12 protein-coding genes are annotated in these 16,637 nt (G+C 48.1%); 8 read left to right on the forward strand and 4 right to left on the reverse strand.

Translation table 11 applies throughout. The features are described from left to right. Window positions 1-68: 68 nt before the first annotated feature. From acnD to ACOQOZ_RS08340, 4 genes are all read left to right on the forward strand, one after another. Window positions 69-2,720, forward strand: a complete 2,652-nt coding sequence (gene acnD / locus ACOQOZ_RS08325; protein ID WP_420592409.1) for a Fe/S-dependent 2-methylisocitrate dehydratase AcnD — start codon at window positions 69-71, stop codon at window positions 2,718-2,720. 20 nt (window positions 2,721-2,740) lie between these two features. Then, window positions 2,741-3,943, forward strand: a complete 1,203-nt coding sequence (gene prpF, locus ACOQOZ_RS08330; RefSeq protein ID WP_420591808.1) for a 2-methylaconitate cis-trans isomerase PrpF — start codon at window positions 2,741-2,743, stop codon at window positions 3,941-3,943. Between the two features lie 33 nt (window positions 3,944-3,976). After that, window positions 3,977-4,861 carry an isocitrate lyase/PEP mutase family protein gene (locus ACOQOZ_RS08335; RefSeq protein WP_420591809.1) on the forward strand — a complete coding sequence of 295 codons (885 nt, stop codon included), beginning with the start codon at window positions 3,977-3,979 and terminating at the stop codon, window positions 4,859-4,861. Window positions 4,862-5,041: 180 nt separating this feature from the next. Next, entirely contained in the window at window positions 5,042-5,869 is an 828-nt protein-coding gene (locus ACOQOZ_RS08340; protein WP_420591810.1) for a sulfite exporter TauE/SafE family protein, read from the forward strand. Window positions 5,870-5,952: 83 nt separating this feature from the next. Here ACOQOZ_RS08340 and ACOQOZ_RS08345 read toward each other — a convergent pair whose 3' ends face one another. Beyond that, window positions 5,953-6,981 (reverse strand): methionine synthase, encoded by a 1,029-nt coding sequence (locus tag ACOQOZ_RS08345; RefSeq protein WP_420591811.1) that lies wholly within the window; start codon window positions 6,979-6,981, stop codon window positions 5,953-5,955. Between the two features lie 15 nt (window positions 6,982-6,996). Next, entirely contained in the window at window positions 6,997-7,998 is a 1,002-nt protein-coding gene (locus ACOQOZ_RS08350; protein ID WP_420591812.1) for a DUF1852 domain-containing protein, read from the reverse strand. A 305-nt stretch (window positions 7,999-8,303) separates the two neighbouring features. On the opposite strand from ACOQOZ_RS08350, the gene ACOQOZ_RS08355 reads away from it, so the two are divergent. The 3 genes from ACOQOZ_RS08355 to sph (ACOQOZ_RS08365) all read left to right on the forward strand — a co-directional run bounded on the left by ACOQOZ_RS08355 (window position 8,304) and on the right by sph (ACOQOZ_RS08365) (window position 13,333). Then, window positions 8,304-9,563 (forward strand): saccharopine dehydrogenase family protein, encoded by a 1,260-nt coding sequence (locus tag ACOQOZ_RS08355; protein WP_420591813.1) that lies wholly within the window; start codon window positions 8,304-8,306, stop codon window positions 9,561-9,563. Window positions 9,564-9,863: 300 nt separating this feature from the next. Beyond that, the gene (gene sph / locus ACOQOZ_RS08360) at window positions 9,864-11,447 is read left to right on the forward strand and encodes a sphingomyelin phosphodiesterase (RefSeq protein WP_420591814.1); all 1,584 of its coding nucleotides are present in this window, start codon (window positions 9,864-9,866) and stop codon (window positions 11,445-11,447) included. A 311-nt stretch (window positions 11,448-11,758) separates the two neighbouring features. Next, complete coding sequence (sph, locus tag ACOQOZ_RS08365; protein ID WP_420591815.1) at window positions 11,759-13,333, forward strand: sphingomyelin phosphodiesterase; 1,575 nt, start codon at window positions 11,759-11,761, stop codon at window positions 13,331-13,333. 108 nt (window positions 13,334-13,441) lie between these two features. On the opposite strand, the gene ACOQOZ_RS08370 is transcribed toward sph (ACOQOZ_RS08365), so the two are convergent. Further along, window positions 13,442-13,780 (reverse strand): hypothetical protein, encoded by a 339-nt coding sequence (locus tag ACOQOZ_RS08370; protein ID WP_420591816.1) that lies wholly within the window; start codon window positions 13,778-13,780, stop codon window positions 13,442-13,444. Between the two features lie 265 nt (window positions 13,781-14,045). On the opposite strand from ACOQOZ_RS08370, the gene ACOQOZ_RS08375 reads away from it, so the two are divergent. After that, window positions 14,046-15,062 (forward strand): AraC family transcriptional regulator ligand-binding domain-containing protein, encoded by a 1,017-nt coding sequence (locus tag ACOQOZ_RS08375; RefSeq protein WP_420591817.1) that lies wholly within the window; start codon window positions 14,046-14,048, stop codon window positions 15,060-15,062. On the opposite strand, the gene ACOQOZ_RS08380 is transcribed toward ACOQOZ_RS08375, so the two are convergent. Next, window positions 15,059-16,516 (reverse strand): hypothetical protein, encoded by a 1,458-nt coding sequence (locus ACOQOZ_RS08380; protein WP_420591818.1) that lies wholly within the window; start codon window positions 16,514-16,516, stop codon window positions 15,059-15,061. The two genes, ACOQOZ_RS08375 and ACOQOZ_RS08380, sit on opposite strands and share 4 nt — an antisense overlap. Window positions 16,517-16,637: the final 121 nt, after the last annotated feature.

Here is a 16,637-nt window from a genome sequence, read left to right on the forward strand (position 1 = left end):
TCCTTTTATAAGCTGCTGTTTGATCAGAAACAGCAGCTATGTTTTTTTGAGGTGTTGTTTTGTCTTCTTTGAATACTGCTTATCGAAAGCCGTTACCGGGCGTTGATGTTGATTATTTTGATGTGCGTGCTGCGGTTAATGATATTAAACCCGGCGCTTATGAAACCCTGCCTTATACATCGAGAGTGCTTGCCGAACAGTTAGTGCGTCGTTGTGATCCGGCTGCGTTAACCGACTCGCTAAAACAATTAATTAATCGCCAACGTACGCTGGATTTCCCCTGGTATCCGGCCCGGGTGGTATGCCACGATATTCTTGGTCAAACTGCGTTAGTCGATTTAGCCGGTTTACGTGATGCCATCGCAGATCAGGGCGGTGACCCTTCGAAAGTTAATCCGGTCGTGCCCACTCAGTTAATTGTTGATCATTCTCTGGCAGTAGAAGCCCCCGGGTTTGATCCGGATGCATTTACGAAAAACCGCGCCATTGAAGATCGCCGTAACGACGACCGCTTTCATTTTATCGACTGGTGTAAAACGGCGTTTGATAATGTGGATGTAATTCCTGCTGGTAATGGGATTATGCACCAGATTAATCTGGAGAAAATGTCGCCGGTTATTCAGAACCGTCACGATGAAAACGGCAAAGCCGTAGCCTATCCGGACACTTGTGTTGGTACTGATTCCCATACGCCACACGTCGATGCCCTGGGTGTAATTGCTATTGGTGTGGGTGGTCTGGAAGCCGAAACCGTCATGTTAGGTTTACCTTCGATGATGCGACTGCCGGACATTATTGGGGTAAACATTATCGGTAAACGTCAACCGGGTATTACCGCAACCGATATTGCACTGGCGATGACGGAATTTTTACGGCAACAAAGAGTCGTGTCAGCTTATCTGGAGTTTTTTGGTCCCGGTGCAGCGACTCTGTCGATTGGTGACCGCGCGACACTATCCAATATGACACCGGAATACGGTGCTTCTGCGGGTATGTTTTATATCGATGAACAAACCATTGATTACCTCAGGCTGACTGGTCGTGAGCCTGAACAAATTGAACTGGTCGAGCAATACGCGAAGCAAACCGGTTTATGGGCGGATGACCTGGCGAATGCAGAATACGAACGCGTACTGGAGTTTGATTTGTCTGCAGTTGGCCGCAATATGGCCGGGCCATCCAACCCACACCGCCGTTTACCTACTTCGGCACTTCATGAACGTGGTATTGCCAGCGATGAATTATTAGCAGCGGCAAAGGCCGAAGAAGCCGAGGGACTGATGCCGGATGGTGCGGTTATTATTGCCGCTATTACTTCCTGTACTAATACCTCCAATCCCCGCAATGTGGTTGCTGCTGGGTTATTGGCTAAGAAAGCCAATGAGTTAGGACTGGTGCGTAAGCCCTGGGTCAAAACGTCGTTCGCACCCGGCTCTAAAGTGGCCAAATTGTACTTAGAAGAAGCCGGTTTATTATCCGAATTAGAAAAACTCGGTTTTGGTATCGTTGCTTACGCATGCACAACGTGTAATGGCATGTCTGGTGCGTTAGATCCTGTGATCGAACAACAAGTGGTTGAACGTGATTTATACGCCACTGCCGTGCTGTCGGGTAATCGTAACTTCGATGGTCGTATTCATCCGCATGCTAAGCAGGCATTCCTGGCATCACCGCCATTGGTTGTGGCTTATGCGATTGCCGGAACGGTGCGCTTTGATATCGAGAATGACGTGTTGGCCGTGGTCGATGGTAAGGACATTACGCTTAACGATTTGTGGCCGTCCGATGAAGAAATTGACGCCATCGTTGCCAGCGCAGTAAAGCCGGAGCAATTTAACCAGATCTATATTCCGATGTTTGATCTGGGAGATGTTGAACGGGCAAAAAGCCCACTGTATGACTGGCGCCCGATGTCGACCTATATTCGCCGACCTCCTTATTGGGAGGGGGCACTGGCGGGTGAACGCACCATGAGAGGTATGCGTCCACTGGCCGTATTAGGCGACAACATCACCACCGATCACCTGTCTCCTTCCAACGCGATTCAGGCCAATTCAGCGGCCGGTGAATATTGCGCCAAAATGGGATTGCCGGAGGAAGATTTTAACTCTTATGCCACACATCGTGGCGATCATCTGACCGCGCAGCGAGCGACGTTTGCCAATCCAAAATTGCTCAACGAAATGGTACGTGATGGTGCGGACGGCAACAGCGGTGAAATTAAGCAGGGCTCTTTGGCCCGGATCGAGCCAGAGGGTAAAGAAAGTCGCATGTGGGAAGCGATTGAAACCTACATGCAGCGTAAACAAAACCTGATCATTATTGCCGGTGCTGATTATGGCCAGGGTTCTTCACGTGATTGGGCTGCCAAAGGAGTGCGCCTGGCGGGCGTTGAAACCATTGTCGCGGAAGGTTTTGAACGTATTCATCGTACGAATCTGGTGGGTATGGGGGTTCTGCCGGTCGAATTTAAAAACGGTGAAACACGCCATACCTATGGCATCGATGGTACAGAGACCTTCGACATTATGGGCGATATTTCGCCTCGCTGTGACCTGACTCTGGTTATCCATCGCACCAATGGTGAGCGCATCGAAGTTGCCGTGACTTGTCGCCTGGATACTGCTGCGGAAGTGGATGTATACAAGGCTGGTGGTGTGCTGCAACGTTTCGCCAAAGATTTCTTGGCCAGCGAACCTAAACCGGCACTGGCCAGCTGATTCGCACAGGAGTAACTGCGATGACTGATAAACCAACATTTTTACCGCAGCGACAGATCGCTGCGACCTACATGCGTGGCGGCACTTCCAAAGGTGTGTTCTTCCGGCTACGGGATTTGCCGCCCGAATGCCGGGTCGCTGGTAAGGCACGAGATCAATTATTACTGCGTGTGATTGGCAGCCCTGACCCTTATGCTGTCCATATCGATGGTATGGGTGGCGCGACTTCCAGCACCAGTAAATGTGTGATTATGTCGAAAAGTGAGCAGCCCAATCACGATGTGGATTACCTCTATGGCCAGATTGCCATCGATAAAGCCTTTGTCGACTGGAGCGGTAACTGCGGCAATTTATCCACCGCTGCTGGAGCGTATGCCATCCATGCAGGATTGGTGGCTCCCGAACGTGTGCCACAAAACGGTATTTGCAGTGTCAGAATCTGGCAGGCCAATATCGGTAAAACCATTATTGCCCACGTCCCCATGATTAATGGCCGGGTTCAGGAAATGGGGGATTTTGAACTTGACGGGGTGACCTTCCCCGCCGCCGAAATAGTGCTCGATTTTATCGACCCATCCGACAGCGATGATGCGGGTACTTCGATGTTCCCGACCGGCAATTTAGTCGACCAGCTCGAGGTGCCGGGACTTGGCATGCTCGACGCCACCATGATTACTGCTGGTATTCCTACGGTATTTGTTAACGCCGAACAGATTGGCTATCAGGGTACTGAACTGCGTGAAGACATTAATAACGATGTTGAAGCTTTAGCAAAACTGGAGCAAATCCGTATCGCTGGTGCGCTACGCATGGGGCTCATTGATCGCCCTGAACAAGCACAACAGCGACAGCACACTCCCAAAGTTGCCTTTATCAGCCCGGCAAAAAATTACACCGCCGCCAGCGGAAAAACGATTAACCGCGACGATATTGATCTGTTGGTGCGAGCGCTATCCATGGGCAAATTGCATCACGCCATGATGGGAACGGCAGCGGTGGCTATTGCCACAGCAGCCGCCGTGCCCGGCACTCTGGTAAATAAGGCGGCAGGAGAAGGTCAGCGTCAGTCAGTTCGTTTTGGTCACCCTTCAGGAACGCTACAGGTCGGTGCCACTGTCGAACAGATCGACGGCCTGTGGCAGGCCCAGTGCGTGACCATGAGCCGCAGTGCACGGATTTTGATGGAAGGCATTGTCCGCGTTCCGCAGAACCAAACGCTTTAAGTAGCTGAATTAATCAGAATTGAAACGAGAAATATGATGACTACAGCAAAAACAGTTTCTACCGGGCAACAGCTGCGTGAACTGGCAAATGCCCGCCGCGGTGTTTTAGTGCCAGGCGCTTTTAATGCCTTGTCGGCCAAAGTGATCGAAGATCTTGGCTTTGAGGCTATTTATATTACGGGTGCTGGTGTTACCAATATGCATCTGGGTTTACCGGATATGGGGTTTATGGGGCTTGCAGAAATTGCCGAGCAAACAGCCCGCATTCGTGATGCCGTAGAAGTACCGCTATTAGTTGATGCCGATACTGGCTTTGGTAACGCCGTTAATGTTCGTCACACCGTTCGCACTTTAGAACGTGCAGGTGCCGATTGTATTCAGTTGGAAGATCAGGTGATGCCCAAACGTTGCGGTCACTTTACTGGTAAAGCGGTGATCAGTGCTGACGAAATGGTGGGTAAAATTAAAGCGGCGGTCGACGCTCGCCACAGTGAAGATTTTTTGATTATGGCACGTACCGATGCCCGAGCCACTGACGGTTTTGATGCCGCCATTGAACGGGCACAAATGTATGCTGAAGCCGGTGCTGATATTTTATTCGTTGAAGCACTGGAAAGCGCCCATGAAGTGCGTTGTATGCCAGAATTTTTACAAGCCCCACTGCTGATGAATATGGTTATTGGCGGTAAAACCCCAATTGCCACTACCGATGAGTTACGCCAACAGGGCTATGGTTTGGTGTTGTATGCTAATGCGGCACTGCAAAGCGCTGTAGCGGGTATGCAAAAAGCGTTGACCGTGTTGCGTGATGAACATCACCTTAAAGAAGATCCTGACCTGGTTGTACCGTTTAAAGAACGTCAGCGGCTGGTTGGTAAAGACTTTATCGACCAACTGGAACAGCGTTATAAAAGTTGATCAGACCTTTTCAGGCCGATAGCCAATCGGCCTGTATTATTTTTCTATTGTGTCCCATCGTCTTTACATAGTTTCAGAAGGACTATGAGACACACTCATATTACCGTGAATTTATATCACCATAGTGATTGATCTGAGCGTGTAAAATTGCGCCTTTCTCAAGCAGTTAGCAGACTCATTATGATTGAATTTGTCATGGATAATATTCCAACTTTTCTTGCATTGATCGCCACCGGTATCTTTGCTGGCATTCTGGCCGGCCTATTAGGCGTAGGCGGCGGCATTGTTATCGTACCCGTACTGTTTTTTCTGTTTCAGGGCTTTGGGGTATCGCCGGAATCGGCCATGTTAGTGGCGACCGCAACATCACTGGCAACGATTGTCCCAACCTCAATCAGCTCGATTCGTTCCCATAAAGAAAAAGGCAATGTCGATTTTGATCTGCTGAAACGCTGGGCAGCTTTTATCTTTATTGGTGTATTAGTCGGCAGCTGGTTAGTGACCCGTGTTGATGGCACCTGGCTAACGGTATTATTTGGCGTAATCGCCACCCTGTCCGCTTTAAATATGTTGTTTCGTACGGGGAAATCGGCCTTGTTTCAGCAGTTACCAGGTAAAGCCGGACAAGGTGTGATGGGCACTTCGATTGGCTTTTTCAGCTCCATGGTCGGCATCGGTGGCGGCACCATCTCAGTACCGCTATTGACCTTATACAACTACCCGGCTCATAAAGCCGTTGGTACCGCTGCGGCGATTGGTTTGATTATTTCCTTGCCCGGTGCATTAACCATGTTGGTAATGGGCGAAACACCCATTGATGCCCCTACCGGTACATTTGGCCTGGTTAATCTGATTGGGTTTATTTGTATTGTGCCACTAACTGTTAAGTTTGCCCCGGTGGGTGCTTCTTTGGCGGCTAAATTAGACGCAGCCAAGTTAAAGAAGGTTTTTGCGGTTGTGTTGTTAATTACTGGTATACGCATGTTAGCTCAGGTCTTTTTGGCCTAACCAGAGAATTCGAGCAAATAAAAAGGGCGATGGATTAAATCCTTCGCCCTTTTTATTTGCCTGGGGTTTGGGCCTGATATCAATCAGATCGCCAATTCCTTTCGAACAATTTCCGCTCCGGCACTCAACGCTTTCAGCTTGTCACGTGCAATATCTCGCGATAATGGTGCCATTCCACAGTTAGTGCATGGATAGAGCTTATCGGCGTCGACATACTTAAGTGCCTGGCGCAGAGTTGCGGCAACTTCATCCGGAGTTTCAATTGTGTCCGTAGCGACATCAATTGCGCCCACCATAACTTTTTTACCGCGAATCAGTTCCAGTACCTCGAATGGTACCCGGCCGTTATGGCATTCCAGAGAAATAATGTCGATCGATGATTGTCGTAATGCTGGAAACGTTTTTTCATAGTGTAGCCACTCGTTACCGAGTGTTTTCTTCCAGTCGGTATTAGCTTTAATGCCGTAGCCATAACAGATATGAACCGCGGTTTCACATTTTAGGCCTTCCGTGGCTTTTTCCAGTGCTTCGACTCCCCAATCGACCACGTCATCAAGAAACACGTTAAATGCCGGTTCGTCGAATTGAATAATGTCGACACCCGCGGCTTCCAGTTCTTTTGCTTCCTGATTTAGGGCTTTGGCAAATTCAAAGGCCAGCGTTTTTCGGTCTTTGTAATAATCATCATATAAGGTATCAACCATTGTCATCGGCCCGGGTAGAGCCCACTTGATGGGTTGATTGGTTTGTGAGCGTAAAAATTTGGCATCTTCCACAAACACCGGCTTCTGCCGTGACACCGGGCCTACGATGCCAGGAACCTCGGCATCGTAGCGATTACGAATAAAAACAGTTTTCTTGTTCTGCCAATCCACACCGCTGAGATGTTCGATAAAAGTGGTTACAAAATGCTGGCGGGTTTGTTCTCCATCACTAGCGATATCGATACCTGCGTTATCTTGCTCTTGCAGCGTAATACGAAGGGCATCTTTCTTAGCGGAGGCCAATTCATTACCTTGCATTTTCCATGGAGACCAGAGTTTCTCTGGCTCAGCCAGCCACGAGGGTTTTGGTAAGCTGCCAGCAGTTGAAGTGGGCAATAGTATTTTCATATTTCTTATCATGCCTTATAGAGCGTAATTTTCAGACCATTGATCCAGTACTTTCTGGAATGGTTTAATAAAGTTTTCTTCGGCAAACTTACCTTGTTTTACCGCCAACTGGCTGCGCTCTTCCCGGTCATAAACGATCTGAGTTAATGAATGATCTGCGTGCCTCAGGTTTGGTTGGTAACGTGTTCCGGCGACTGCGTTGGCATTATAAATTTCCGGACGATAAATCTTCTGGAAAGTCTCCATGGTGCTGATGGTACTGATCAGCTCCAGATTGGTGTAATCCGTCAGTAAATCCCCGAAGAAATAAAAAGCCAATGGTGCAACGCTGTTTGGTGGCATGAAGTAACGCACCTCAAGACCCATTTTTTTAAAATATTGTTCCGTTAGTGACGATTCATTCGGCAGATATTCAACGCCTAGTACCGGGTGTTGGTTGTCAGTACGCTGATACACCTTGTTGTCAGAGACACTCAGACAGATTACTGGTGGCTTGCTGAAGTTTTGTCGATAGGATTCTGAGCGGACAAAATCTTTAAATAACTTGCCATGCAGATCACCGAAGTTATCCGGAATACTGAACTGGGGCTTATCCTTATTGTGATCCAGCAATAACACACTGAAGTCGTAGTCACGCACGTAAGACGAAAAGTTATTACCTACAATTCCTTCAATACGCTTATTGGTTTTGTGATCAACGATATGAGTCTTAAGAATTTCGATGGTCGGAAAGGTTTCGCCACTGCCGTTAATATCGATATCGACGGATACGATTTCCAGCTCAACAGAATAGCGGTCTGCTTTTGGATTATCCCAGGACGCCAGTGCATTAAAACGACTATCCACCATTCGCAAGGCATTGCGCAGATTCTGTTCTCGGCTTGCACCACGTGCCAGGTTGGCGAAATTAGTGGTAATGCGGGTACCGTCCGCAGGCTGATAGCTTTCATCAAAACTGATTTTTTTGATCGCATAGCTGAAGCGTTTGTCAGCAACATTGTCGAATGCGTTACTCATAATCTGCCATTCCTTTCTGCGTTAATCTCAAAGTCTCTTGTTAAGTGTTAGTTATACGCAGACTCTAACTTGAATAAAAACGATATTTTTTCACCAAAAATTGAATTTACTTCAAGATAAGGTTTCAGAACGGATATCCTTAATAACCAGCCTTTCCTTCCTCCTGGCTTTCACCACCCTGATCAGCCACCAGAATGCAGCAACAGCAGCTCTTTCTTCTGAAACGGCATCATTGGCCCTTAATCTGGCCAATAAACACTGTTAACTTTCCGTCATCATTATGGAAACAGCATTTGGAAAGGGTTATGCCTGCTAAAAAGTTTGATCTGATTGTGTTTGGCGCCAGCAGCTTTGTTGGTGAAATTCTGACCCGCTACCTGGCGGAAACCTATGGTCTGGATGGTGAGTTGAGCTGGGCCATCGCCGGCCGTAGCGAACGTAAGCTGCAAAAAGTACGTGGCACTCTGGCACCAATTCTGGGTGACAAAGCCAAAGACGTTGAATATCTGATAGCCGATGCAGCCGATGAAGACGCATTAAAAGAGCTGACTGCCAAAACCAAGGTGATTGTATCCACCGTTGGTCCTTATGCGTTATACGGCGAACCGCTGGTGAAAGTCTGCGCCGAAAACGGTACCGACTACTGTGACCTCACAGGTGAAGCCCAGTGGATCAAACGCATGCTGGAGAAATACGAAGCCAAAGCACAAGAATCAGGCGCCCGAATCGTGCACTGCTGTGGCTTTGATTCCGTTCCATCGGATATGGGTGTCTACTTCCTGCAGCAGCAGGCGGAGCAGGAATTCGGAGCTATGGCGCCGCGCATTAAGATGCGTGTGAAAGCCGCAAAAGGTGGTATGTCGGGTGGTACCGTTGCCAGCATCATCAACCTCACCAAAGAAGCGGTTGCCAATCCTGGTCTGCGAAAAGAGCTGGCTAACCCGTTTTCGATCTGTCCTCCGGGCACAGGTTTCACTGCTCGCCAGCCTAACGTTACCAGCTCGGTGATGGACAAAGATTTTAAGTCCTGGGCAACGCCTTTTATTATGGCTGCCATTAACACACGCGTGGTTCACCGTACTAACGCCCTGCGTGAAAAAGCCTACGGCGAAGAATTTGTTTACGACGAAGCCATGCTCACCGGCAAAGGCTTTAAGGGACGTATGATGGCTATGGCCGTTGTTGGTGGCCTCGGTGCCTTTATGGTGGGTGCGGTGATGAAACCAACCCGCTGGTTACTGGAAAGCTATGTTTTACCTAAGCCTGGTGAAGGCCCAAGCCCGAAAGAACAGGAAAACGGTTTTTACGATATTCGTTTTAAAGGCTTCCTGAAAGACGGCCGCACCATTGTGACCAAAGTGACCGGTGACCGCGATCCGGGTTACGGATCAACCGCTAAAGTGCTGGGTCAGGCAGCCACTTCCCTGGCTTTGGATTTCCACACCGGTACCCGTAAGAAAGGTAAAAAAGGTGGCTTCTGGACACCAGCATCCATTTTCGACGATCGTTATATTCAACGTCTGCGTGATCACGCCGGTGTTGAGTTTGAAGTAGTGGAAAAATAATTCCCGATTTCACTGATCTGGAAAAAGCGGCTAATAATAGCCGCTTTTTTTATGTGATTGCCCTTCTGATTTCCACAATTCGCGCCAGCCATATCACGTCACAAACATACCGGATTACGACATCTAATTTTTCCACTACCTGTTTTTGTCGGCCACCAACCTTTACCCGAAATAAACTGTCATTCTGGCTCATTTCTACCATTTTTTAGCTCAGAAAATGGTTTTAGACTCCGCTGCATTGGGAATGGAGTCTCACTTTATTAGCAACAAAAATAACTAGAAATACCAGTGGAGATCTTTATGTTGCCCTTCAAAAACAGGCTCAGCACCATCGTCCTCGCCGCCAGCATCAGTGCGTCTTCGTTTGCCATGTCGAACGCACCAGTGCCAGCGGCTCAGGACACCCAACCTCCAGCCCAGCCAACAGATGTAGCACCAGTCAGTGGGTTGTCTTATGCGGACGACCTGAAGCTGCTGGCCTACAACGTTTATATGTTGCCACGAGCTATCTCAGACTGGTCGCCCGATGCGCGCGCTCAGTTGCTGTTACAGTCTGATGTATTTAACGGTCACGACGTTGTTATTCTGGATGAAGTCTTTGATAACACCGCATCAACAACTCTGTTGAACGGCCTGAAAAATAAATACCCCCATCAGACAGAAGTCCTTGGTCGCAGCCAAAACGGCTGGGATCAAACGCAGGGCTCCTATACCAGCACCACCATTGAAGATGGTGGCGTGGCCGTCATCAGCCGCTGGCCGATAGAAGAAAAAGTTCAGTACGTTTTTAAAGATTCCTGTGGCTTTGACGCGACATCAAACAAAGGTTTCGTGTACGCCAAAGTCAATAAAAACGGCGCGATCTATCACGTGATCGGTACACATGTTCAGGCAGTCGACAGCATGTGTAACGGTGGCTCCGCAGCGATCCGTAAAAAACAATTCGCCGAAATGCAGCAGTTTATCGCCAGTAAAAATATTCCCGCTGACGAAGTCGTCTTTATGGGTGGCGACTTTAACGTGATTAAAGGCAGCGACGAATACGCTGACATGCTGGAAACCTTAAAAGCCAGCCAGCCAGACTCTTATGCCGGTTTTGATTCCACCTGGGATCCAAAAACCAATGGTATTGCAGCGTACAACTATCCTGATCTGCACAGCGAATATCTGGATTATATTTTTGTTTCTCGTGATCATGCTCAGCCAACTTATTGGCATAACCAGGCTTTGGACGTTACCACCTCACGCTGGCAGGACGATAACCATCAATATCAGGAATTATCCGATCATTATCCGATTGCAGCCTTCTCATACGCGGATAAAAACACCCGCACTGAAAGCTATCGCGATGTGAATACCCCATACAGCCAGGTGCGTTTCCGTAACGAAGCCAATGGCGCCTACATTAAAATTGATACTGGTGACAGCAGCGGCTGGATGACCATTAACGGCTCTGCTAATGATCCGGCCACCAGCTTTAATCTGGACAATTGGTTCCCGAAAAACCGTGCCTTCTGTATTCGTAATGACGACTTCGTTCAGGTACAGGGTAACGCTCGTGCGGGTTCTTATTGGAACTGGTGGTTAGGTGGTGGTTCCGGCAACTACGCTTATTACACTAAAAACAATGATGCTTCGAATAAACTGCGTATCCGTATTCTGAACGACGATGGTGACTGCCTGAAAAATGGTGATAAAGTTGCGTTTGTTGATCGCAGCACAGTCAATGGCACAGACTACTACGTTCAGCGCTGGCCGTCGGGTTCATGGAAAGACTATATGTTTATGTGGTCTGGCTCTGTTGGTGCCAACGAAACCTTCACTGTCGAAATGGGTGAAGGTCAGAAGCAAGACTGGAGCTCTAAACTAAGATATCTGCCATAAACCTCTCGCTGGCTTTTATAAAAAACCGCACTGGTCATCAAACAGCTGCGGTTTTTTATTGATAAAACACTCCGACATTTATCCACGATTGTTCTGGACAATTTCCGCCAATCATATTGCGCCACTGACTGCCAACTTACGCCATTCTTCTTTGCCAGATTCCATGACTGGCGGCCTCCGCCAACTCCCCTGAATAAGCTTTCAACCTGGCTCATAAAGCCCATATCTCGAGAAATTATCTCACCTTAGACTCCGCCAGATCAGGAATGGAAGCCTTCGGTTGTAATAATAAAAACTCTGTGGAGACCCAAATGTCACCTGTCACCTATCGATTAAACGCACTGCTTCTTGCTGCTGTTGCCAGCAGCACATCCATGGCCATGTCTGAAACCCCGCAGGCACCTGCTCCTTCCGATCCGGTTGTTACCAATCCAACACCACAACCCAGTGGTCTGGCATACGCTGATGACCTGAAACTACTGGCTTACAACGTATTTATGTTACCGGGTGCGGTTTCTAATTACGGTCAGACTGAGCGTGCAGGATTGATACTGCAGTCGGATGTTATTCACGGTCACGACGCTATTATTCTGAACGAACTATTCCACAACAGCGCCTCCCAGGTGTTACTGGATGGCCTGAAAACTCAGTACCCAAATCAAACACCGGTCATGGGTCGTGGCTACGATGGCTGGGATCAGACGCTGGGTTCTTACAGCAGTACCACTCCGGAAGACGGCGGTGTTGCCATTGTCAGTCGCTGGCCAATCGAAGAACAGATTCAGTACGTTTACAAAGATGCCTGCGCCGCAGACTGGTTTTCTAACAAAGGGTTTGTTTACGTCCGCCTGAATAAAAATGGCAACGACTACCATGTGATTGGTACCCACGCACAGGCACAAAACAGCGGTTGTTCCGACGCAGCGGGCGTACGTAAAAAGCAATTCACCGAAATGCAGCAGTTTATTGCGGCCAAAAACATTCCGGCCGATGAAGTTCTGTTTATTGGTGGCGACTTTAACGTCATTAAAAGCAGTGACGAATATCCGGATATGCTGGAAACACTGCGCGTAACCGCACCCGATGCGTATGCCGGTTTTGATACCTCCTGGGATCCGGAATCCAACGGCATGGCTGCAACTCAGTACCCGGATCTGCCAAGCGAGTACCTGGACTATATTTTTGTCTCTCGCGATCACGCTCAGCCGACTTACTGGCATAACCAGTCACTGGACGTAACGTCACCACGCTGGAGTGTCGATAATTATCAGTATCAGGAATTATCCGATCACTACCCGATTGCTGGTTTCTCTTATGCAGATGCGAACACCCGTACCGAGAGCTACCGTACCGTTAACGAACCATATCGCCAGGTTCGCTTCCGCAATGAAGCCAATGGTGCCTACATTAAAATTGATGCCGGCGACAGCAATGGCTGGATGACCATTAACGGTTCTGCCAATGACGCCGCCACCAGTTTTAATCTGGATAACTGGTTCCCGAAAAACCGTGCTTTCTGTATTCGTAACGACGATTTCGTTCAGGTACAGGGCAACGCTCGTGCCGGTTCCTACTGGAACTGGTGGCTAGGTGGTGGTTCCGGTAACTACGCTTATTACACCAAAAATAATGATGCTTCTAACAAGCTGCGTATCCGCATTCTGAACGACGATGGCGACTGCCTGAAAAACGGCGACAAAGTTGCCTTTGTTGATCGCAGCACAGTGAACGGTCAGGATTATTACGTTCAACGCTGGCCATCCGGCTCATGGAAAGACTATATGTTTATGTGGTCTGGCTCTGTCGGCGCCAACGAAACCTTCACCGTTGAAATGGGCGAAGGTCAGAAGCAAGACTGGAGCTCGAAGCTGAGATACGCTCAATAATCCTGATTAGGCTCGGGTAAACCAAATACTCGACAATAAAAAAGCCCGGCTCTGACGCATCAGATCCGGGCTTTTACATTTCCAGTGTATTTAATTTTTTTCAGCCAATCAGTTCACGACTTCTAATGGCCCATGATCGTCGCAATGACCATCGTGAACATGATGCAAGCGGCCATCCACCAGATAATCAATATGATCACCATGAGGGACGGCTTCATGACCACAACCAGGGCCATGTACGTGATCACCACAACTGTGCAGCGGATGACAACCACCTGGGTTTTTATCGCTGACTTCAATCACGTGTTCGTCCTGATGATCCTGGTGTGGGTGATGTAAATGGCCATCATGAATGTAGTCCACATGACCCTCATGACGAATCGCTGTGTGACCACAGTTGGGCCCATGTTGATGTTCGGGGTGGGAAGCAGTGTGCTGACAAGCCATATCTCAATCCTTCTGAAGTTGCTGGTACAACAATCCTAGTCCTTAATCCCTTATTTCCAATAGTTAAAAATACTGAATCCGAACATAAAAACTGAGTTCAGATATTTTTATTCCATTTATTAATAATACTGAAAAGATATAACGTAACACCTGCCCAAACCAGGGTGACACCGAAAACCTGAGGTGTTTCCACCTTTAACGCCTTAACCAACATGATATTCTTGCGCCTCAAAGATCACAGTGAGTAATCAGAGTGCAGGGTTCCATGCGCATTACCATGCTAATGCCAGTGTTAAACAACTTTCGTCATAATGCAGAGACGGCCAGCGGCTTAAAACAGCAGTTGTCAGATGCATTGCAATTGGGCGAAGAACAACTGCGTAATCCTAATCTGCGCCTGCCTATCGATCAGGTTGACCGTTTGCTGGCTGCTGCAAAACAAATCAGCAAGCAACCAGAACTGGGATTAGTTGCCGGGCAAAAGTTCGAGTTAAAGAACTATGGTTTGTTGGGGTTTATGCTGAGCTACTGCGATACCTTTGCCGAAGTGGCCGACCTCTCTACATGTTATTATCGCTATTTATCGTCAGATAAAGCACCGATTATAGAGCAACGCGACGGCTGCGTTATTGCACGCCACAAAGTAAGTGCCGGCCAAGCGGAAGAAGAACGCACCCGGGCAGAACTATTCGTCAGCGCTATTTTGCAAAGTGCGAGAATTTTATGCAGCCAGGCTATTCCGCTACAGTCACTAAAATTCCAGTTTCCGGAACCTGAATACAGTGAACTGTACAACCACTATTTCCCTGAAACTAACATCAGCTTTAATCACAGCCATACCGAATTAATCTTTGATGAATCCTGCTTAGACGTTCGCCTGGATTTTCCTGACCAGGCAATGAAAGCGGCGATCCGCCAACAACTGGATGATGTAATTCATAAAGAACAAGCCAGTGGCTATATTCAGCAAGTCAGTAATATCCTGACGCAGCAGGATCAGGGCTTTGCTTTTAACCTGACGTTAAACGAAGTGGCTTCCCTGCTGAATATCAGCGGTAAAACCTTATCACGACGATTGCAACAGGAAGGCAGCAGCTTTAAACAATTACACGAACAGGTACGCCACCAGTTTGCGGTGAAGTTGCTGAGGAATAGACAAAATAAAATCGATCACATTGCTCTGGAGCTTGGCTACGCCGATCGCTCATCATTTGACCGCTCTTTCAGCCGCCGGGAAGGTGTCTCCCCGGCCGCTTTCCGGACTGGTTTAAATACAGATTAAGAATCTGCACCTTTCAGGTCTTTGGTGGTGGAATTATCATGACCATCGTAGGTCATTTTAACTTCATCACTGCCCTCACGCTTCATCAGTTTGGCAACAAAAGATACAAACTTTTTATTGCTGAATTCACGGTGCTTCTGACGACGACGCGTCATCCGTTGTTCGTAAAGCGGCATCAATTTATCCAACAGCAGATATCCACGACGCACTTCACGCATTAACACAAACAAAGGTACAGCCCAGAACGCTTGTTTTGGCATGCCTGGCATATCACGGAAAATATCATTGCCGTAAGCCCAGCGATTAATTCCATTTAAGAAACCCCGACTCAGAGGATTCATTAACGCCAACAGTTTTGAGTTCTGACGTTTGGCAATTAAATCGGGAATACCAAAATAAAAGGCCTGGTTCAGCTTCTCTGTAAAAGGCGTATGGCCTTCACACATCGCCAGTGAATGATCAACGTAGAGGTAACATTCTTCTAAATCTTTCGGCAATACATCGATGCCAGTGCCATTGATATAGGAAATTACCCGCGCCAGTTCGCAGCAGTTTTCGTAATCTTCTCGACTGTACTTTGCCCCCATCGATGCACTGAACTTGAGACAATACAGTGTGAACATAAAACCGCCATTAGCGCCGATATGATCCGACATCGGATGGCCACGCTCGGCAAAGTCGATTAAATCTTTATTGTCCGATTTAATCACCTGATTACGAATCAGCGAGTGCATTAAACGCACCCGTACACCGGTCTTAAAGCTCTGGCTATTGCGCTGGAATACATCCGCCGACGACACATCACCGACCACATAAGAGCTGGTTTCAACAAACCGGCTTAACGAGTTTTCGACATTAAAAAAGCGTCCGGTTGAACCCACCATACGTGACACTGGCCCCATGGTGCTGGATACCCAGATCAGGCTGGTGTTGGCCATGTAATGCATCAATGGCGACATGTTGGCTAGCAAGTCTGCACCTTTCTGAGCTTTTTCCAGATCGAACAACTGCGGAATCGCATCGACCTGTGCAAAAAACGCTTTCATGATATCCGGTGCATCACTCACCGAACCGATGCCGTTCTCCAGCGCTTGCTCAAATAACTTACGGCCTTGATTATTTGGTTGCTGACGCATCCACAGTGCCAGCTGATCACTGGTGTAATCACCTTCCCATTCGGCATCCATCCAGCGGTGAGTTGCTGGACAAGCGTCAAATTCAGCGGCCGACATCTTCATCTGATAATCACAGTCGGCAAACATCATGCAGCGATAACCTTCGTACGTCGCACTGTAACGAGCACTGATCGCAGGAGCGGGCCGTAACGGTTTGTCCGGATGCTGGCAACGATAAAAGTTATTTGGATGTTGTGCCATTTCCGGGTTAATCGATGCTGAAGGTGTTTTATTCTCTGCTGCTGTATCGCTGGAAGTCGGTGATGCGGTTGTTTGCATATCTGATTATTCTTATCGGAGTCAAAATCAGAATTGTGCAAAAGCGGGAAAACAGAAGCTATGTGTCCGGCAGACAGCAGATTGTTCCTCAAGGACAACTGTTTTCTATCTTGCGCGACTT

The sequence above is a fragment of the Bacterioplanoides sp. genome, from assembly GCF_965219715.1.
Classification (GTDB): Bacteria; Pseudomonadota; Gammaproteobacteria; order Pseudomonadales; family Oceanobacteraceae; genus Bacterioplanoides.

Bases quoted from the DNA above. Each gene is read 5' to 3' on its own strand.
- ACOQOZ_RS08380 (WP_420591818.1), bottom strand. From the start codon at position 16,516: ATGCAAACAACCGCATCACCGACTTCCAGCGATACAGCAGCAGAGAAT.
- ACOQOZ_RS08335 (WP_420591809.1), top strand. From the start codon at position 3,977: ATGATGACTACAGCAAAAACAGTTTCTACCGGGCAACAGCTGCGTGAA.
- ACOQOZ_RS08350 (WP_420591812.1), bottom strand. From the start codon at position 7,998: ATGAGTAACGCATTCGACAATGTTGCTGACAAACGCTTCAGCTATGCG.
- sph (WP_420591814.1), top strand. From the start codon at position 9,864: ATGTTGCCCTTCAAAAACAGGCTCAGCACCATCGTCCTCGCCGCCAGC.
- ACOQOZ_RS08375 (WP_420591817.1), top strand. From the start codon at position 14,046: ATGCGCATTACCATGCTAATGCCAGTGTTAAACAACTTTCGTCATAAT.
- prpF (WP_420591808.1), top strand. From the start codon at position 2,741: ATGACTGATAAACCAACATTTTTACCGCAGCGACAGATCGCTGCGACC.
- ACOQOZ_RS08370 (WP_420591816.1), bottom strand. From the start codon at position 13,780: ATGGCTTGTCAGCACACTGCTTCCCACCCCGAACATCAACATGGGCCC.
- ACOQOZ_RS08345 (WP_420591811.1), bottom strand. From the start codon at position 6,981: ATGAAAATACTATTGCCCACTTCAACTGCTGGCAGCTTACCAAAACCC.
- ACOQOZ_RS08355 (WP_420591813.1), top strand. From the start codon at position 8,304: ATGCCTGCTAAAAAGTTTGATCTGATTGTGTTTGGCGCCAGCAGCTTT.
- ACOQOZ_RS08340 (WP_420591810.1), top strand. From the start codon at position 5,042: ATGATTGAATTTGTCATGGATAATATTCCAACTTTTCTTGCATTGATC.
- sph (WP_420591815.1), top strand. From the start codon at position 11,759: ATGTCACCTGTCACCTATCGATTAAACGCACTGCTTCTTGCTGCTGTT.